Origin of the sequence: Planococcus donghaensis (genome assembly GCF_001687665.2) — a bacterium.
Classification (GTDB): domain Bacteria; phylum Bacillota; class Bacilli; order Bacillales_A; family Planococcaceae; genus Planococcus; species Planococcus donghaensis.
Genome location: NZ_CP016543.2, coordinates 974670 through 993689, shown reverse-complemented (window position 1 = coordinate 993689; position 19020 = coordinate 974670). Strand labels below are relative to the sequence as shown.

Annotated in this window: 15 protein-coding genes; 4 read left to right on the top strand and 11 right to left on the bottom strand. The window is 40.4% G+C overall.

All coding sequences use genetic code 11. The features are described 5' to 3' along the window. Nucleotides 1-1737 (bottom strand): ABC transporter ATP-binding protein, encoded by a 1737-nt coding sequence (locus BCM40_RS04905; RefSeq protein ID WP_065526900.1) that lies wholly within the window; start codon nucleotides 1735-1737, stop codon nucleotides 1-3. A gap of 412 nt (nucleotides 1738-2149) precedes the next feature. On the opposite strand from BCM40_RS04905, the gene BCM40_RS04900 reads away from it, so the two are divergent. After that, nucleotides 2150-2668, top strand: coding sequence for a universal stress protein (locus BCM40_RS04900; RefSeq protein WP_065526901.1), 519 nt, complete (start codon nucleotides 2150-2152; stop codon nucleotides 2666-2668). 169 nt (nucleotides 2669-2837) lie between these two features. Beyond that, entirely contained in the window at nucleotides 2838-3281 is a 444-nt protein-coding gene (locus tag BCM40_RS04895; protein ID WP_065526902.1) for a phosphatase, read from the top strand. Nucleotides 3282-3334: 53 nt separating this feature from the next. Here the strand turns inward: BCM40_RS04895 and BCM40_RS04890 are convergent, their stop codons facing one another. The 3 genes from BCM40_RS04890 to chrA are packed head-to-tail and all read right to left on the bottom strand — an operon-like array spanning nucleotide 3335 to nucleotide 6416. Further along, a complete protein-coding gene (locus tag BCM40_RS04890; RefSeq protein WP_065526903.1) occupies nucleotides 3335-3970 on the bottom strand; it encodes a cyclase family protein in 636 nt (211 codons plus the stop codon). A gap of 3 nt (nucleotides 3971-3973) precedes the next feature. Beyond that, nucleotides 3974-5224: a kynureninase gene (gene kynU / locus BCM40_RS04885; RefSeq protein ID WP_420330053.1), complete on the bottom strand. Its 1251-nt coding sequence runs from the start codon at nucleotides 5222-5224 to the stop codon at nucleotides 3974-3976. A gap of 19 nt (nucleotides 5225-5243) precedes the next feature. After that, complete coding sequence (gene chrA, locus BCM40_RS04880; protein WP_065526905.1) at nucleotides 5244-6416, bottom strand: chromate efflux transporter; 1173 nt, start codon at nucleotides 6414-6416, stop codon at nucleotides 5244-5246. Between the two features lie 334 nt (nucleotides 6417-6750). Here chrA and BCM40_RS04875 point away from each other — a divergent pair, with 334 nt between their 5' ends. Further along, on the top strand, nucleotides 6751-7644 hold the full coding sequence (locus tag BCM40_RS04875; protein WP_065526906.1) for a cation diffusion facilitator family transporter: 894 nt from the start codon (nucleotides 6751-6753) through the stop codon (nucleotides 7642-7644). 41 nt (nucleotides 7645-7685) lie between these two features. Here BCM40_RS04875 and BCM40_RS04870 read toward each other — a convergent pair whose 3' ends face one another. From BCM40_RS04870 to BCM40_RS04860, 3 genes are all read right to left on the bottom strand, one after another. Then, nucleotides 7686-8738: a mechanosensitive ion channel family protein gene (locus BCM40_RS04870; RefSeq protein WP_083394474.1), complete on the bottom strand. Its 1053-nt coding sequence runs from the start codon at nucleotides 8736-8738 to the stop codon at nucleotides 7686-7688. 35 nt (nucleotides 8739-8773) lie between these two features. After that, nucleotides 8774-10066 carry a DUF2254 domain-containing protein gene (locus BCM40_RS04865; protein WP_065526907.1) on the bottom strand — a complete coding sequence of 431 codons (1293 nt, stop codon included), beginning with the start codon at nucleotides 10064-10066 and terminating at the stop codon, nucleotides 8774-8776. A gap of 120 nt (nucleotides 10067-10186) precedes the next feature. Further along, on the bottom strand, nucleotides 10187-11254 hold the full coding sequence (locus BCM40_RS04860; RefSeq protein ID WP_065526908.1) for a phosphotransferase family protein: 1068 nt from the start codon (nucleotides 11252-11254) through the stop codon (nucleotides 10187-10189). Between the two features lie 343 nt (nucleotides 11255-11597). Between BCM40_RS04860 and rsgA the strand changes: the two genes are divergently transcribed. Further along, nucleotides 11598-12653 (top strand): ribosome small subunit-dependent GTPase A, encoded by a 1056-nt coding sequence (gene rsgA / locus BCM40_RS04855; protein ID WP_065526909.1) that lies wholly within the window; start codon nucleotides 11598-11600, stop codon nucleotides 12651-12653. 34 nt (nucleotides 12654-12687) lie between these two features. Here rsgA and BCM40_RS04850 read toward each other — a convergent pair whose 3' ends face one another. From BCM40_RS04850 to BCM40_RS04835, 4 genes are all read right to left on the bottom strand, one after another. Continuing rightward, nucleotides 12688-13329, bottom strand: coding sequence for a response regulator (locus BCM40_RS04850; protein WP_065526910.1), 642 nt, complete (start codon nucleotides 13327-13329; stop codon nucleotides 12688-12690). A gap of 13 nt (nucleotides 13330-13342) precedes the next feature. Continuing rightward, nucleotides 13343-14395, bottom strand: coding sequence for a GAF domain-containing sensor histidine kinase (locus BCM40_RS04845; protein WP_238323771.1), 1053 nt, complete (start codon nucleotides 14393-14395; stop codon nucleotides 13343-13345). A gap of 1071 nt (nucleotides 14396-15466) precedes the next feature. Then, nucleotides 15467-17167 carry a phospho-sugar mutase gene (locus tag BCM40_RS04840; protein ID WP_065526912.1) on the bottom strand — a complete coding sequence of 567 codons (1701 nt, stop codon included), beginning with the start codon at nucleotides 17165-17167 and terminating at the stop codon, nucleotides 15467-15469. Nucleotides 17168-17367: 200 nt separating this feature from the next. Beyond that, on the bottom strand, nucleotides 17368-18912 hold the full coding sequence (locus BCM40_RS04835; protein WP_008430664.1) for a carbon-nitrogen hydrolase family protein: 1545 nt from the start codon (nucleotides 18910-18912) through the stop codon (nucleotides 17368-17370). Nucleotides 18913-19020 lie beyond the last annotated feature (108 nt).

Here is a 19020-nt window from a genome sequence, read left to right as displayed (position 1 = left end):
TTACACCTCCTCGATTTGCTGACGGAGGAATTGTTCATTGTACCAGCCGTTTTTTTCTAGCAAATCCTCATGAGTTCCTTCTTCTATAATTTTGCCGTCATCTAGTACGACAATCCAATCTGCATGTTTGACAGCTGACAATCGATGGGTCGTAATAATTGTCGTTTTTCCAGAACGCTCTGATTGAATGTTTTCTATAATCCGTGCTTCTGTTTTTGCATCTACTGCTGAAAGGGAATCATCTAAGATTAAAATTTCCGGATTTTTAATCAACGCACGTGCAATCGATATGCGCTGCTTTTGGCCACCTGATAATGCCACTCCTTTTTCGCCGACAAGTGTATCAAGCCCATTCGGTAATAATGCCAAATCTTTTTCAAAATAAGATAAGCGAAGCGCTTCTATTAACTCTTCTTCCGTTGCGTTTGACTTACCAAATAAAATGTTTTCTCGAATTGTTCGTGAAAACAAAACATGGTCTTGTGGCACATAACCAATCCAACTGCGCAATTGATCTTTTGTTAATCTTTTTAATTCGATGCCATTTATTAAAATTGCCCCTTCACCCATTGGGTATTCTCTCATCAGTTGTTTGATAAACGTAGTTTTCCCACTGCCGGTTTTCCCAACAACGCCTAATGTTTGACCACTATTCATCGACAAGTTAATACCTTGAAGGTTGATCGAACTTGATTGTGGATAAGTAAAGCTGAAATCTTTAAAGCCAATTTTTTCAAGCTTATTTGCCACGATTGGCTTTTTGTGATCAGTTACATCTTCTGGATAATCTAAAGTTGTATTGACTCGATCTATTGAAGCATTCCCACGCTGCAAAATATTGATCATTTCTCCGATGGCAAACATTGGCCACACAATCATGCCGAGATAAACATTAAACGCAACTAAATCTCCTAAGGTCATTTTGCCATCTGCAACCAAAAATGCACCATAGCCAAGTCCGATCATATAGCTAATCGACGTCAGCACCTTAGTTACGGGTGCAAACAATGCATCTATTCGTTCAACTGCCATGTTTTTTTCAAAAACATCATCAGTCATTTCGGCAAAACTTTTTTCTGAAGCACGCTCTTGAACATACGCTCGAATAACTCGCACGCCACCGACTGACTCTAGTACGCTATCATTTAAATCCCCAAAAGCTTCTTGCGCTTCCATATAACGCACATGAATTTTCTTGCCCAGTATTTGAACGATAATCGCTAATATCGGCAAGGGTAACATCGCTAAAAAAGTCAGCTCCCAAGAAACGAGAACTCCCATCGCTACGATGATTGTCGCCATATATAATGTCGAATCTGCTAATGTTAAAATACCAAATCCAGCAGTTTCTGAAATGGCCTTTAAATCATTAGTGGAACGCGCCATCAAATCACCTGTGCGATTTTTCTCATAAAAAGTTGGTGACATTTTTAAAAATTGCCCCATTAAACTAGAACGAAGTTGCCGTTCGATGACATACGCTCCTCCAAACAATTGATATTGCCAAACAAAATTGATTAAATACGCTAATACTAATGCTATAAAAAGAACCACAACATATTGCCACATTAATGTTGACGTTATTTGCCCTTGGGCGATCGAATCAATTGCCTTGCCAATAAGCCAAGGCGGAATAATCTCTAATATATTTGCCACAAACAACAAAACAACCGCTGTTGTATAACGTAACCAATTTTCTTTAAAAAACCATTTTAATTTCCATAATACGTCAAACATTTTTCCCACCCTCTTTCAATTTCCCGATCTTTTGGTCCCTATTTGCAATTCTCTATTGCCAACTTTATTTTTTGGCAAATAACCATAAAAAAGCGCACGCCTAGTTTATGGGCGCACGCTCATGAAAACAGGACAAGTTTACAGACTTGTCCTGAATAATTCTATTCTCGAAGTAAAGTCAGAGAAAAACTATAGGAAGGTCTGATGGTGATATTAAATTGATTTGAATGTTCATTTCCATTTTTTTCATCATCATTACCTCCATTCCCTTTTATTAGTTAATTCTAGAATAGCAAAAACTTTTTTGAATTGTCAACTTTTTTTGAAAATATTTCTCTTAAAACGTATAGAGGTTTCATTTAATTCTTGAAGGGTAATTTACAAATAAGAGTAATAAGACGAGGTGAGAGGAATGTATACGAACATCGCAATGGCTTATGATGGGTCTGATGGTAGTCGAATGGCATTCGATAAGGCAATTGAATTAGTAGGCATTTTGCCTGAGGCTAAGCTTTCGGTAATCTATGTAAACGAAGATTACCGGGAAAGCGTTGGTTATATGGATGCAGGTAACGCTTCTGCTCCTGTAGTGTCAGCTAACGTCGATAGCAATTATGCACAGTACATGCCTTACGGAGTGGGTGACAGCAAGATTTCTCACGAAAAAAATTACGACAACACAGCAGCTGAATACTCAAAACACCTTCAGCATTCTATTCAAAGACAGCTTGACGCACACAATACAAAAGCTTCTGTACTTGCGCTAGAAGGAAATGCGGCTAAAACGATTGCGGCTTTTATCGAAGAACAAAACATCGACTTACTGATTATCGGCAATAGCGGAAAATCAGGTTTGCAAAAATTTTTCATCGGATCTGTCAGTAAAAAACTGATCCAAGATTCATCATGTTCAGTACTAGTAGTGAAATAAAAAATCCGGATCTGCGGACTAGAATTTTATAGTCCACAAATCCGGATTTTACACTTATTGCATCAAATTCACTATTTCGTCATAAATTTAGTAGTTTTATTTCACTAATAGTGGGTAAACATTACTAACAGTAAGAAACGGTTTGTTCTATAGGAAGAAGGGGTTTCCCATGTCAAGACAAACAGTATATTTTATATCTCCTCATCAACATCGCGGGTTAATGGCTGAAATTTGGGCTAATCGGCTAATGCTTCCCGATTGGGAAATACGCAGTGCTGCATGGACGCAAGGTTCTCAATCAGATTTTAACGAAATGCCCTTAGAAATAATGAAAGAAATTATTTTAGAGTTACCTTCAGTCGAAGCACGTTCTTACAACCCACAAGAAGTAGGAGAAGCAGATTTAATCATCGCTTTACACGATGGTGAGTTTGAAGATGGAGACATTCCATCAGATTTGCCTAGTCAAAAGTTGTTGCGCTGGAATATCCGCAATCCAGAATTACGTAGCAACGACAGTACGGAACAATGGGCGCTTTATCAAGAGATTTGTGATGAAATCGCGATGAATATAAAAAATATGGAACCTTACTTCCGTGCAGACTATGTATAAAACCTTCACCTGAAAAACGGGTGAAGGTTTTATTTGTCTGTATATGTTATTTACTAGTTCTGGTCGGTATCCGTATAGAGAATTGCACGTACTGGACTGCCTTCCCCGCCTTTAATCTTCAACGGCAACGCTACTAATTGATAAACACCTTCTGAGACTTTATCCAACACAATGCCTTCTAAAATAAAACGCTGTTGTTGATTCATAGCCTGATGCATGGGTAGGTCTTTACTCATTTCTGGATCAACAGATGGGACGTCTACACCAAGCAAGCTTACCCCGTTTTCAGCCATCCATTTTGCAATCGACTCATCAAAAACAGGCCATTTACCAGGGAATTGGTCCCGATCTTGCCAAGAAGTCGTTTTCAGTAATACTGCTTCAACATTTTTTTCAAGCGGCTTTAAATCCGAGAGGTTAATCTTTTCTAAGCCACTAACATCCATTACTTGCGCTTGCGTTAAATAGACATCAAGCGGCAACTCGTGCGTTTTCAATCCTTGCTCATTGTAATGAAAAGGAGCATCGATATGTGTGCCAATGTGAGTGCTCGTTTGTAGTTTTCCAATATTAACAGAACCACTTTGCTCTTTTGTTACAGATAACTCGTAGCTAAACGGCGTATCTCCAGGCCATTCCGGAGTCCTGTCGTTTAATTCCATGGAAATATCGATAATTTTTTTAGTCATGACTTACGCCACCACATTTCGTTCATTGCTGAAATTTTTATACGTTTCATTTTCCATAATGTCTTGTAGTTTAGCAACTACTTGTTCCACATCACTAAACGATGTGTAAAATGCGATAGGTGCCAATCGGATAATGTTCGGTGCACGAAAATCGGGTATGATTTTCGCTTTTTTTAAGGCTTTGCAAATTCTTGCGGCTTCCGGATGGGCTAAAGCAATATGTCCTCCCCGTTTATCATCTTGCTCAGGTGTAACGTCAGTTAACTCAGGAATTTGCTGGTTGACCAACTTTCTTAAAAGCGCAGTTAGCTGAAGTGATTTTTGACGAACTGTTTGAATTCCTGCTTCTTCAAACAACTCCAAGCTACCCAGTAAAGGAGCCATACTGAAAATATGAGGTGTGCCAATTTGATAAGCACCTGCTCCCTGTGCTTTGGAAAATTCATGGTCCATATCAAATTGACGTGTTTTATCAGAACCAAACCATCCTGCATTTCCAGGCAGTAAATGATGATGACGTTCATGAATATAAAGTCCACCTGTTCCACCCGGACCTGAGTTCATGTATTTATAATGACACCATATAGCAAAATCAACTCCGTCATCATGCAATTGATGCGGCATTGCGCCAATCGAATGCGCCAAGTCAAAACCCACCAAGATCCCTTTTTTATGTGCGGCTTCTGTAATTTCTCGAATTTCTAACAATTGGCCACTTCTGTACAAAACAGATGGCAATAATAATATGGCTATATTGTCGGTCAATTGTTCGATAATATCTTCTAGTTGTAATGTATACCCGTCTCGACTTCCAACTTTCTTCAGTGCTTTAGATGGATCGAGGCCACGTAGACGAAGATGGCTTTCTACCGCATAAATGTCCGACGGAAAGTTTAAATCATCTACAAGAATTGCAAAACGCTCTGGCGTCGGCTGAAATAAGGTTGATAGCATTTGGTGGATATTTGACGTGATGGATCCCGTTACCATCACTTCATGAGCCTTTGCCCCAACTAAAGGAGCAATACGTGTACTCATGTCTTCTGCTAAAGTAAACCAAGGATGCTCTCCTTCTGTCCATCCGTCGATTCCGAATGTCTTCCAGCTCTCCATTACACTATGTAGTTTTGCTTCAGCCCGTTTAGACATTAGGCCAAGAGAGTTTCCGTCCATATAGATTGTATCTTTTTCTACAAAAAACTCTTCCTTATATTTTGCCATAACATCTTGTCGGTCCAACTCTTTTCCCGCCATCCAATCCATCCCCCTTTAGTTATAAAACTGCGTAAGTAATTGCGCCAAGAATGGTCGTCACCAAAACAACAATCCATGGAGCTAGTTTAAAATAGACTAACATTGTAAAGGCTGTTATCGCAATTGCAAAATCGACTGGCCCTCGAATTCCCGAGGTGAAAACAGGATCGTATAATGCCGCCAACAAAATTCCAACCACACTTGCATTGACGCCTTTTAATGCTGCTTGCACGCCAGATTTTGTACGAATCATGCTCCAAAAAGGCAATGTTCCAATGATCAATAAGAAGGACGGTAAAAACATAGCAATCACTGCAATGACAACGCCCCAGCCACCATTCATCAATTGACCTAAATATCCTGCTAAAGTAAAAAGTGGACCCGGTACTGCTTGAGCTGCACCATAACCTGCGATAAAAGCATCTGCTGTCATCCAGTTCGGGACGACCTCTCTCTCTAACATTGGCAACACGACATGTCCCCCACCAAATACAATAGAACCTACTCGATAAAACACATCAAATATCGCAAACGATGTCGATTCGATAAATGGACGTACAAGTGGCAATCCGATTAACAATGTTGCAAAAATCCCCCATGCAGCAATTCCTGTTTTCTTACCAAAACTCAATGCTAAGTTTACAGGTTTAGGCGCTTCTTCTTTTCGATAAATTGCATACCCAAGAACCCCTGCCAAAACAATGACCCCAATTTGCGCCCAAGTCTCAGGGATTAATAAAATTAAGATAGCTGCTCCAACCGCTATAGCAATTCGCTGGCGATCAGGCGCTAAATTTTTGCCCATCCCAAGTAAAGCATGTGCCACAACTGCTACTGCCACAATTTTTAACCCTTGAATCCAGCCGCTATCAAAAGATCCATTTGTGACAACAAGTGCAAATAACAACAATAAAATAACTGAAGGCATCGTAAATCCAAACCAAGACAAAAACCCTCCAAATATTCCACCGCGCAACATACCAACCGATATCCCAACTTGAGAACTTGCTGGTCCAGGAAGAAATTGACATAACGCGACTATATCTGCGTAAGCTTTATCATCTAGCCACTTTCTTTTCGTGACATACTCATCTCGGAAGTAACCAATATGCGCAACTGGTCCTCCAAAAGACGTTAATCCTAATTTCGTAGAAGCTTTGAGTATCTCTAGATAGTTGTTTTTCTTCGTCATAAGTCTCTCCTTTACATAATTCATCTTCTTTAAGCATAACCGTTCACTTATATGTTTCAACATTAAAATTGTGTAAAATTCTTAACAAACAATCCGGAAAGTTCTTTCAGTGTTGACAACGGTTATAAAGAGCTTGATACTATTAAAGGACCAACTGTAAAAACAGTGAGCCATTTCATTTGCTAAACATATATGCAGACTCTTTTTACTTTAATATGAGATTTGCTTTTTTAAGAGGATATTTTAATAACGCGACTATAAATAATAAGAGTGAAACGACCCTCATGTGAGGGTCGTTTCACTTTGTTTCAGCGACTTGGAGGTGGGAAACATTATGGACCTGTATACAAATTTACGCAAAGGGGAAAAAGGCGCTTGGATCAGTATTGGTGCTTATATATTTCTTAGTTCTATTAAGTTGACCTTTGGTTTTTTGGGATCTTCTGAAGCATTAAAAGCGGATGGCTTTAATAACTTGACCGATATTCTTGCTTCTATTGCCGTATTAGTAGGACTTAGAATTTCTCAGAAGCCACCCGATGAAAATCATCATTACGGTCATTTGCGCGCTGAAACCATTGCCTCTCTTTTGGCTTCTTTTATTATGGCGGTCATTGGCTTACAAGTTTTAACCAATGCATTTCGTTCGATCTTCGAACCGATTGCTGAAGCACCTTCATTAATTACTGCATGGATTGCTTTTTTCTCCGCCATTATCATGTACGGCGTCTACCGCTATAACTTAAAACTCAGTCAAGAAATCAAGAGTTCTGCTGTTCGTGCTGCAGCGTACGACAACCGTTCCGATGCTCTCGTTAGTGTGGGTGCTGGTATCGGGATATTTGGCGCAGTGTTTGGAGCACCCATATTGGATATTATCACCGCCTTTATTATTGGATTGATTATTATAAAAACGGCGTTGGATATATTTAAAGAGTCTGTCATGACTTTAACGGATGGGTTTGATGAAGACGAAGTCGAAACCTTGTCTGTATTGGTTCGTCGAGTACCTGGCGTCATTACATTACGCGACTTTAAAGGCCGCAATCACGGCAATGTTATGTTTATCGACTTAACGGTTAGCGTTGCGCCTCATTTGAATGTAATTGAAAGTCATTGGATTACCGAAGAAATTGAAAAGAAAATACAAAAAGTAAAACCAAACTGTGTCATTCTCGTACACATTGAACCAGACTCTTCATTTTCTATGGATGAAGCGGACGATTAAACAAATTAGAAAAGGCGATGGGTTGCAATCCATCGCCTTTTCTATTCCTCAGAAGTTTCTTCAGCTAACTTTATGTTATTGTGGAGAAAAGATTCGGCAATTTCATGACGAATTCGACTTTCTAGATTTTCTTTCATCTCCACATCAATTACTTGTACTTCTACTTGAAAATCTAAAGCCGAATTCCGAAAATCAATAAACTGGACTTCTACACTTTTTTCTGGCATTTGGTCCATTGCACTTATCGTTTTTAAAGCTGATTCGGTAAGGAGTTGTTCAATTTTTTTTGTATCATTACCATATTGCACGCTGACTATTACTCTAGCGTAGAGTTGCGCACTTGAACGATTTCTAACGATCTGTTCGATAAAATATTGATTGGGTACAACAAGCGTCCCTTCTTTCAAGGTTTCTATCACTGTAGACCTCAGTTTAATTTTCGAAATACGCCCGATCTTCCCATCGATTTCTACCATTTCCCCGACTTCCATTGGCCGTTCAAACAAAATGATAATACCGGAAACAAAGTTGGCGGCAATATTACGAACGCCAAAGCCTATACCGATGCCGAGCACACTAAAAACAACCCCGAGCGCTGTTAAGTCTAAACCGACTGTGGTAAAACTGATTGCTAAAGCCAACACCATTACCATGTAATACAAGACCCGATTGATGGTATAGCTCATGCCAATATCGACATCAAATTGCTCGTATATAAATGGCATAACATAACGAGTAAGCGCTTTTGTAATCCGATTTGCAAAAGTCACAATCAGTACGGCAACTATTATGAGCAATACGGATATTTCCACGCCTTCTGTTTCATAAAAAGCAGAAGTTAACCATTGTTCTTTTGAAAAATAAAACACAAAGAATAGAATACCGCCATATAAGACCAGCCAATTTGAGATGTCTTCAATTACCGGATAAACACGCAGTTTGAAATCTTTAGAAGGAATGAGCTTTCTCAATAGCAATAACCCAATAAATTTCATAGCAAAAATTATAGCTAAATAAACAAAGAACATGAGAAATTCAGACATAGATAAATTTTTCAAAAAGCCAATTCCTTCAAACAATTGATTTCCCTGCATAGACTTTCCCCTTTTCAGCTTATTACACTAGATCCTTATTGTTCCGCTAAACGTAAATTATACGAGTGCTGACCCGTAGCTACAGCTAAGACGTCTACTTTCTCTTGCAGTTTTTCAATGTCTAATGTCTTTAATTCTAGAATATTTACCCCTTCTAGAATATAACTATGAATTTCCCATAATTCTATATGATGCCGATTAGGTACTACGTCAGCAGTCACTTGTAAAGATTCCAATATGGAGATCAAAACTGATATATCTTCTTTTCCATAATGCGACAATTGATAAAAGGTTTTATATAACGCTTTTTTGTAGGAAGGAAAACGATACAATACGTGCTTGTCCCCTAACAAAATTGTGCCGGTTTTCAAACAACCCAATTGGCCAAGTAACCTTCCTAAACGGATAATGATGTCATTGGCTGTATTTGGATCATTTATTCCCGGTGATATCGCACGAAGCGCTACTTCCACCATTTTTTGGATGGCGAAATCCAAATCTTGTTCTGAAGTTCTAGAATTACCAAGTGAGTAAAATTTACCGACAGACAGTTCTGCTTCACTCGTTTTGTAAATATGGAAAATTTCTTTTCCTTCGTATACATAGTCACCCGGATTTACAAGAATTTCTATTTTAAGTTCTTGTTCTTGTGCATAATCCACTAATCGATCAAAAGAAATATAGTGAATATAGCCTTCTTGGTCAGCTTGATGGGTTTCTTTAATACCTACAGGATACCAAGCTGTTTCTTCAGTAGTTGCCTCTTCTTCTTCCTGCAAATCTTTTAGTTTGGAAATCGTTTCTTCTGCATCTGCAATCAACTGGTTGATCAATTGTCCAACTTGAACATTGGTTGCAATGTAGTGGATAAAGTAAGCGAAGGTGGAAAGACAAAAGAACGCAAGGACAATCCCTACAAAAGTGGAGAGAATGTCAGTTTCGTATAAATCATCTCTCATGAATAGTAATGACAAGGTGTTGTAAATAAATCCGCTAAGAAAAATTCCTAACACACGCCATGTAATTTTATCGTGAACAAAGTTTTTTAACGTTCTTGGAGAAAATTGAGATGAGTACATAGTTAGGACGACTAGAATTGTCGAAAAAGTAAAGGTCGTCATGGTTAATAGGGCACCTGATAAGCTCCCCATTATTGTTTTTGCTAAATCAACATTGGTTAAAAGAATGGAAGGAATAAATGGTTTCATTCTCTCCACATATAATAAGTCTATATAAAAAAAAGTAATCGATAGCAAAATAGCCATAACGATATAAATAGCTGGTGTAAGCCATAGCTTTTCTTTTAGCCAAAGTGAAAATGCTTTCATGTAAATTCTCCTCTCTATTCTATCGCTGTCTTTTTCTTTTCCCTTGATGTCTTTTTGACAAACAAAAAGGGCGGATAGCAAATCCGCCTTTCTATCTACTTTTTTATACTTCCCTATCATTCAGCTTTTTAAAGCAATTGATAAAGCATGGTGTATCAAGCTTTTCACATAATGATTAAAATGCATAAACCGTGGATCTTGTGTTTGTCCTTTTTCGTAACGATAGTAAATTTGTTGAACAATAACCGCGAGCTTAAAATAAGCAAAGGTCAAATAAAAATTCATACCCGATACATCTCGTCCGCTTTTTTTGCCGTAGCTGGCGATAAATTCTTCTCGACTATAAAAGCCCTCTAACACTGTAACAGGTGCTTTGCCGAGTCCTTCTTTTAACAGTTCAGGATCATCTGCTTGAATCCAATAACTCATCGCAGCTCCCAAGTCTGCCAACGGATCACCAACGGTCGTCATTTCCCAATCAAACAGTCCTGTTATTTCTGTAAAGTCTTCTGAAAATAAAGCATTATTTAGTTTGAAATCATAATGGATAATTGCAGGTTCTTGTGAAACCGGAATATTCTTTTGCAGCCATTCAGTTAATTGAGCTACACCTTCCAGTTGATCTGTCTGCGCACGTTCATAGCGACCGATCCAGCCTTCAACTTGCCGTTGCATAAAGCCTTCGGGTTTAGCCATTTCTGCTAAACCCGTTTTCTTGTAATCGAGCGAGTGAAGTTCAACTAACAAGTCGACCATTTTCCCCGATATTTTTCGTCCCAGTTCAGAAGTTGGTTCTACTCCTTCGGGGAAATCGCTATCCAGTACAATGCCATGTCGTCTCTCCATCACAAAAAAAGGACTTCCTACAATTGAGAGATCATCTGAAAACACAAACGGTTTCGGAGCTGTGTTGAAAAAAGGATGCAAAGCGGATAAAATTTTGTACTCACGTTCCATGTCATGCGCTTTAGGTGCTACAGGTCCACGTGGCGGTCTTCTAAGAACGGCTTCCCAGTCCCCTATTTGCAATGCATACGTTAAATTCGAATGTCCTGTTCCAAATTGACGAATTTCGAGCTGATTGTTCGGTAACCCTACTATTTCCTTTCGCAAAAACTGTTCAAGGCGGTCTTTATCAAGTTCTTCTCCTGCTCTTACAGGAATAATCCCATTTTGCTGCTCTCCCATTTTTTCACCTCTTCTCATATCAGTAGATATCGCTATTGAAATTAATCGGAATAGTCACTTAATGTTAGCGTTGTCATTTCTTGAATGCAAGTTGAAGGAAATTATTTTTCAATTATCTAATTTTTATCTTGACGAAAAATGGAAACTAATTTATCGTTAACTTAACTTGAAGAAAGAGGTGAGGCATTATGGCTATTTTATTTTTGAATACGCAATTCCAGTCTATAGTGTCTCCTTCTGTGTATCGTTAACGATATGCTTCTTCCATTATGCCCAGAGACCACGGACTGCGAATTGCGCGCATCCGTGGTTTTTTATTTTGCATAATTAGGAGGAAATTACATTGAAGAAAATTGAACAATACGGCTGGAACGACAGCTGGCAAGAAAAAATAACAACGAGTGGGATTCCAGGACGTGTGACACTTGAACACAAAAATTTATATCGTGTGGTAACAAATCACGGCGAATGGCTTTGTTCGTTATCAGGAAAATACAGACATCAACATAGCGGCACTGAATTTCCGTGTGTTGGCGATTGGGTCATCGTTGAGCAAATGCCTGGAGAGGAAAAAGGTATTATCCACCAAGTCCTCCCCCGCACTTCGCAGTTCTCTAGAAAAGGAGCTGGTGAAACGACGGATATTCAGTTGATTGCGGTCAACGTTGACTTGGTCTTTTTGGTCATGTCGCTAAACGATGATTTTAATATTCGGCGTTTGGAACGCTATTTAGTGGCAGCGTGGGATTCGGGCGCAAATCCAATTATTGTATTAACCAAAAAAGATCAATGTGTAGATAGTGATCCGTTTATCCAACAAGTTGAAAGTGTAGCATTTGGGGTTCCCCTCTTTGCTGTCTCTGTTGTTACGGGCGAGGGCATTGAAAACCTACAAAATCAACTAGCAGGATCAAGAACAGGTGCTTTACTTGGTTCTTCCGGGGTTGGAAAGTCCTCGCTCATCAACGCTTTATCAGGCAGCGACAAGATGCTGGTACAAGATATACGAGAAGACGATAGCAAAGGCCGTCATACAACAACTCACCGAGAAATGGTTTTGTTGCCTAGTGGTGGGTTATTGATCGATACACCGGGCATGCGTGAATTTCAGCTAGGTGATTACTCAGAAGGTGTGGCATCAGGATTTAGTGATGTAGAAGAGTTGGCTTCTTCTTGTCGATTCCGCGATTGTGCTCACCACGATGAACCGGGGTGTCGCGTTCAAGAAGCCATTCGAGATGGTCAATTAGACGCTGCACGTTATCAAAGTTATTTAAAACTCAAACGCGAACTTGCTCATATGGAGCGTAAAAGCGATGCCGCTGCCCAAAAAGCAGAGCGAAACAAATGGAAGCAATTGACCAAAGACTACCGCAAACGTCCAGTGAAAAAGCGGTAAAAAAGCGTGCAACGGAGATTCCGTTGCACGCTTTTTAGTTTCTCCCGACTTCTGTTAGTCCGTGCTTTACTGCATACAACGCTGCTTGCGTCCGGTCTTGAACAGCCAGTTTGATAAAGATATTAGAAATATGGGTCTTTACTGTTTTTTCCGTGACAAACAATGCAGATGCGATTTCTCGGTTGCTTTTGCCTTTTGTCAATTCAGCTAACACTTCTTGTTCTCTCGGTGTTAGTTGGTTAAGGGTATGCGGAGCAGGTTCAGCTGGCGCTTTTAGTAGCTCCGATGTAGCTTTTGGATGAAGCGTGTTTTCCCCACGCATCAAACTGCGCAACGAAGCAACCAATTCATCAGGCTCAATGTCTTTTAATTGATAGCCTGCCGCTCCTGCTTCAATTGCTGGCACTACATGGTCTTGATCAGAAAAACTAGTCAACATTAAAACGATGATATGCGGAAATTGTTCTTTAATCAATCGCGTTGCTTGAATTCCATCCATGACAGGCATAACCAAATCCATTAACACAATATCCGGCTGAAGCGTTGCTGCCATTTCCACAGCCTCTTTCCCATTTACAGCTTCTCCTACTACTTCTATGTCTTTTTGTGTTTTTAAGAAGAATAGCAACCCTCTTCTGACAACGTGATGGTCGTCTACAATTAACACTTTCACCATGATCTGCACCTCTCTATCTATACGGGATTCGCACTAAAATTTCTGTACCTTTGCCAATTTCACTCGACCAATCAGCTGTTCCACCTTCTGCTTTTGCGCGATCTTGAATACTTTGAATACCGATAGAGGGAAGATTTACGCTATGTTCAAAAGCGAATCCTCGACCTTCATCTTTTAAAACCAACAATACATCCGTTGCGGTAACTGACAAATACAATTCGACTTTATTGACGCCTGCGTGTTTCCGAACATTGTTTAATGACTCTTGTGCAATTCGAAATAAGGTTTCTTCAATACGAGATGGCAACTGAATCACACCCGTCATTTTTGTTTCAACGGTGATGCCGAGCATTTCCCCATAACCTTTAATCGCCTCAAGTAACCCACTTTCAAGTCCCTTTGGACGCAGTTGCCAAATTAACGCCCTCATTTCATTTAACGCTTCTTGCGTTAAGTGCTGTATATCGCGAAATGTACTTTGAACTTCGACGTCATCGGACATCTCAACTCCACCACGCGCAGTCAAAGTTACGGAAAAAAGCAACTGGTTGACCGAATCATGAAGGTCTCTCGCTAAACGGTTCCGCTCTTTAACAAGTGCTAACTCCTGCTCTTGTTTGGTTAACCCAATCCGCTTGATCGCCGAACCGATTTGAAAAGCGACCGACTCTAACAAAGCCAGTTCATCTTTTGAAAAACCGACAGTGTCCGGCGCAGCAATATTCAACAGGCCGAATTTTTCTTCCCCAGATTGCAACGGGACCGTTGCATGATGCGTGATATTCCCTTGTTGACGTGAGTTTTCGGGCATGGCATTTTCGATTCGTTGGCAGGCGATAATATTCGACGCCTTTTCAAGATCGCCATCGTGATAACGTTTGACACACCAGCAGCCACCTTTTTGCAAATGTCGACAATCATTATCTTCCAACGCTGTCGGCAAATTTGCATGAGCTACCAATTGATGTTTGCCTTTTTCGTTAATGAAGAATATCCATGCGGTTTCAAAAGTAGAACCGCTCAATAATTTCCGTATGGCCCCATCAAGCATACGGGACATATCCATTTCTTCATTTAGCAATTCAGCAATTTCTTTTAATAGCGTTACATTTGAAGGTTCTTCCACTACAGCTCACCTCACTCAACCTAATTTAACCATACACGTTCCCATAATAAAGCTCACTCGTACTTTTGTCCTAGAAAAGCGCAAGCAGCCATGTAGATTCGATGGGCATAAGACGCACTGGCGAAGTGGCGTTCTTTGCCACACAGCCAGAGTGGCTTATGACCCTAGAATCTGGCTGCTGGAGCCTGGACAAAGAAAAGTAGTAGCGCCTGTGTAGCTCTGCCGGGCATAAGACAAACCAGCGAAGTGGCGCACTTTGCCACACAGCTGGGATGGCTTATGACCCAAAGAGCTGGGCGCTGGAGCCTGGACAAAGAAAAGCGCAAGCAGCCATGTATATTCGACGGGCATAAGCTACACAGATATCTATGTAACGAAGAAAACAAAAGCCCCCTTTATGAGGGGGCTTCAGACTGTAGACAAAGTCTATTGAAAATGTATAGTTGTGTATAACCACAACCGTTCTGGCCACTGCGCTTTCCATGGGCTCAGCTTCAGCCTCCTCGTCACTGAAAACCCATGCTCCTGCATCGCTGCGCTAGCTTCGTCGCAAAAGCTTGTCCTCGCAGGCTTCGGCCAATGCTATTCCTGCGGGGTCTTCAGCTTTCGCTGTCCCATAGGAGTCTTCGTGGCCAGAACGGTTGTTAGCATATTGCCCTAATTAGAGAGAGTAACTAGCGAATTTATTTTCAAGAGGATTAATGATTAATCACACAAGGATCCGAAGTGCAATGCGGCGAAGGGCAAAGATATGCTCCTGCATCGCTGCGCTAGCTTCGTCGCAAAGCCACTGCCCGAAGTCCCTTTGGTCACTGACTTTCCTGCGGAAAAACGGAGTGATGAGACCCCGCAGGAGCTTGCGACGAGGAGGCTCAGCGCTTCGTCCGCGGAAAGCGTCCGCATGGAGCGAAGGATCCGGTATATAGGATAAGATGAATATTCATTCGTTAACTAACATAATAATTCTTTCGTCTACAAGCTGACTCCCCCTTTATGAGGGGGCTTTGCTCTTTAGCGGTTATTTACTTCTTCAACAAATGATTCTTTTAGCAACTCCATTTTTTCATCGCTTTCTTGCTGCGTTTCGGCAGTAATACCGAAGTAATACTTCACTTTTGGTTCTGTACCACTTGGTCGCACACAAACCCATGAACCATCTTCTAAGAAATACTTGATGACGTTGGATTGAGGCAAGTCGATTTTTTCGTTCGTGCCTAATGAAACAAAGCTGCGGTTTTGTGTATCATAATCTTCTATAGAAACGACTGGAATTCCAGCGATTGCTTCTACTGGCTGTTTGCGTAAGTTTTCGAGCAATGCCGCAATTTCACGTGCTCCATCGATGCCTTTTTTCGTAATCGACACAAGCGATTCACGGTACCACCCAAATTTATTATACAATTCGATCAAGACGTCATGCAGATTTTTGCCTTGCTTTTTGTAAAAAGCTGCGGCTTCAACAAGTAGTAATACCGATTGAACAGCGTCTTTGTCACGTGCGAAATCACGGATCAAGTAACCATAACTTTCTTCATAGCCGAATAAAAACTCAAATTTTGGGTTCTCATCGTTATGCTTTAATTTTTCTCCGATAAATTTAAAGCCGGTTAACACATCTTCCGAACTTACACCGTAAGATTCTGCGACAACGCGACCAAATTCAGACGTAACGATGGTTTTGAAAATGCGGCCGTTTTCTGGAAGCGTCCCTTTTTGTTGTTTTTGACTCAATAAATACTCGATTAAAATAGCGCCAGTTTGGTTGCCACTTAATAATTCATAATGGCTACCACTCCAAACAGCAATTCCGACACGGTCTCCATCTGGGTCGACAGCAATTAACAAGTCAGCACCTGATTTTTTACCGTACTCTTTTGCTAGTTCGAATGCAGATCCTTCTTCCGGGTTCGGAGAAGTAACTGTCGGGAATTCTCCGTCTGGTTGCATTTGTTCAGTAACGTACGTAATTTGATCATATCCTGCTTTGTCGAGTAGACGCTTAACCGTTGCCCCAGAGGCTCCGTGAAGCGGCGTAAAGACTGCTTGGATTGGGCTTGCGGAATGCTCTTGTACTGTTAGTGCATTGCTAAGATAAGCTTCATCCATTTTTTCATCAATTCGAACGAGTAACGAGTTATCAAACTGATTGTTTTCAATAGCCAATTCATCTTCAACACGACCAACATAATCAATTACGCGATCCGCATCTTCAAGATTTAATTGGGCGCCATCTTCCCCATATACTTTATAGCCATTGTATTCTGGTGGATTGTGACTTGCCGTAATGACAATTCCCATAAACGCATTTAAATAACGAACACTAAATGACAATTGCGGCGTCGTTCTTGGGCCACTGTATAAATACGTATGAATGCCGTTTGCTGCAAATGTACGTGCTGCTTCTTCGGCAAACTCTGGAGACATCCGGCGACTGTCATAAGCAATGACCATGCCGCGAGACATCGCTAACTCTCCATTTTCTTTTATGTAGTCAGCAATTCCTTGCGACGCTTTTCGAACCGTATAAACGTTCATCCGGTTTGTACCGGGGCCAATCTCGCCGCGCATGCCTCCTGTTCCGAAAACTAAATCCTGATAAAAGGCATCTTCTGCTGATTTTTCATCCTCTTTTAAAACATTCAGAGATTGACGCGTTTCTTCATCAAGTGCTGTATGGTCCAACCAACGTTGAATGCGTTCTTTCCATGACATATGTATTCCTCCATTCAAATTGATAATAGTTTTACTTTTAACCTTCACCTATTAATAACATTCTACAAGACACATGCGCTTTCCTTCACAAAAGTGCACAAAGCAATGGAAATTAGGGATAAAAGCATTTTTTATAGATAAACATTAGTTTACCAAATACCGCAAAGAAAAACCGCTCCCATTTTTGGAAGCGGTTGTCTTTAATCTTTTTTGTATTCGACACGATAAACATCATGACGACGGTCTTTTAATTGCTTAACCGTACCGTTTTGACGTTGACGACGTAAAATTTCTAAATCGACATCTCCAATCAAGACCATTTCAAGGTTTGGATTGGTTTCTCCGACAATGCCATCACGTGCAAATTCGAAATCGGATGGCGCAAAAATACCGGACTGCGCATACTGGATATCCATATTTTCAGTTTGTGGCAAGTTCCCGACTGTACCAGAGATAACCGTGTAAATTTGGTTTTCCACTGCACGGGCTTGTGCACAATAGCGAACACGTAGATAACCTTGACGATCTTCTGTACAGAACGGTGTGAAAATAATATTGGCACCCATATCTGTCGCAATGCGCGCGAGTTCTGGGAATTCGATATCGTAACAAATTTGGATAGCGATTTTCCCGCAATCTGTATCGAATACGCGAACAGAATCTCCTGCGGAAATCCCCCACCATTTGCGTTCATTTGGTGTGATGTGAATTTTGTATTGCTTGTCAATCGACCCGTCACGGCGGAACAAATAAGCAATGTTGTAAATTTCGTCGTCTTCTTCTTTGACGAAATGAGAACCGCCAATAATATTGATGTTGTAGCGGACTGCTAAGTCTGTAAACAATTCGATATATTGTGGTGTATACTCTGTTAGTTTACGAACAGCTTGACTTGGCGATGGCTCGTTTAAGAACGACATCAATTGGGTTGTGAAAATTTCAGGGAATACCACAAAATCTGAATGCGCATCTGAGGCCACGTCTACAAAATATTCAACTTGGTTAGCCAAGTCATCGAATGATGTAATGGCACGCATCAAATATTGCACAACACAAATACGAACCGGTAAACTTGTTTTAAAATGCCGTTTAGAAATCGGTTTATAGTCCACGTTATTCCATTCCATTAACGTTGCGTATTTGCCTGACGCTACATCATCTTGTAAGTAGTTCGGGTTAATGCGCATCAATTGGAAATTGTTCATTAACTGGAATGTTAAAACAGGATCATACACTTTATGACGCGAAACAGAATCTACATACTCACGGGGGGACATTTCATCCGAATATTTATGGTAGTTTGGAATACGTCCTCCGATAATAATCGACTTTAAGTTTAACTCGCGCGCTAGCTCTTTACGGGCTTCGTATAAACGTTGTCCGACTTTCATCCGGCGGTATTCTGGATGTACCATGACTTCAATTCCATACATATTGTAACCATCGGGATTATGATTGGTTATGTAACCAGCATCTGTTACATCATCCCACGTGTGGCGGTCATCGTATTCGTCAAAGTTAATCAGTAAACTTGAACATGAACCAATCACTGTGCCATCTAGTTCAGCTACAAGCTGGCCTTGTGGAAATACGCCTAAATGGCTTCTTAATTGTTCTTCTTTCCATGGATCCATACCGGGAAAGCATAAACGCTGCATTTCCAAGATGGGATTTATATCGGCATAAGTCATTTCACGAATGATCATGCTTTTTTCAAAATGGGATAAATCGAATTGTTCTGACACAGCACAGCTCTCCTTCACAAAAGTTTCATACTTTATTATATCGGATAGTCGCTCAGGTTGATATTATTTTACATGTCTCCTGATTACAATTATAATTCTATGGAAACA

Bases quoted from the DNA above. Each gene is read 5' to 3' on its own strand.
- BCM40_RS04840 (WP_065526912.1), bottom strand. From the start codon at position 17,167: ATGTCATGGAAAGAACGCATTCAACGTTGGTTGGACCATACAGCACTT.
- BCM40_RS04870 (WP_083394474.1), bottom strand. From the start codon at position 8,738: ATGCAGGGAAATCAATTGTTTGAAGGAATTGGCTTTTTGAAAAATTTA.
- BCM40_RS04900 (WP_065526901.1), top strand. From the start codon at position 2,150: ATGTATACGAACATCGCAATGGCTTATGATGGGTCTGATGGTAGTCGA.
- BCM40_RS04905 (WP_065526900.1), bottom strand. From the start codon at position 1,737: ATGTTTGACGTATTATGGAAATTAAAATGGTTTTTTAAAGAAAATTGG.
- BCM40_RS04865 (WP_065526907.1), bottom strand. From the start codon at position 10,066: ATGAAAGCATTTTCACTTTGGCTAAAAGAAAAGCTATGGCTTACACCA.
- BCM40_RS04860 (WP_065526908.1), bottom strand. From the start codon at position 11,254: ATGGGAGAGCAGCAAAATGGGATTATTCCTGTAAGAGCAGGAGAAGAA.
- BCM40_RS04890 (WP_065526903.1), bottom strand. From the start codon at position 3,970: ATGACTAAAAAAATTATCGATATTTCCATGGAATTAAACGACAGGACT.
- kynU (WP_420330053.1), bottom strand. From the start codon at position 5,224: ATGGCGGGAAAAGAGTTGGACCGACAAGATGTTATGGCAAAATATAAG.
- BCM40_RS04895 (WP_065526902.1), top strand. From the start codon at position 2,838: ATGTCAAGACAAACAGTATATTTTATATCTCCTCATCAACATCGCGGG.
- BCM40_RS04850 (WP_065526910.1), bottom strand. From the start codon at position 13,329: ATGGTGAAAGTGTTAATTGTAGACGACCATCACGTTGTCAGAAGAGGG.
- BCM40_RS04845 (WP_238323771.1), bottom strand. From the start codon at position 14,395: ATGGATATGTCCCGTATGCTTGATGGGGCCATACGGAAATTATTGAGC.
- BCM40_RS04875 (WP_065526906.1), top strand. From the start codon at position 6,751: ATGGACCTGTATACAAATTTACGCAAAGGGGAAAAAGGCGCTTGGATC.
- chrA (WP_065526905.1), bottom strand. From the start codon at position 6,416: ATGACGAAGAAAAACAACTATCTAGAGATACTCAAAGCTTCTACGAAA.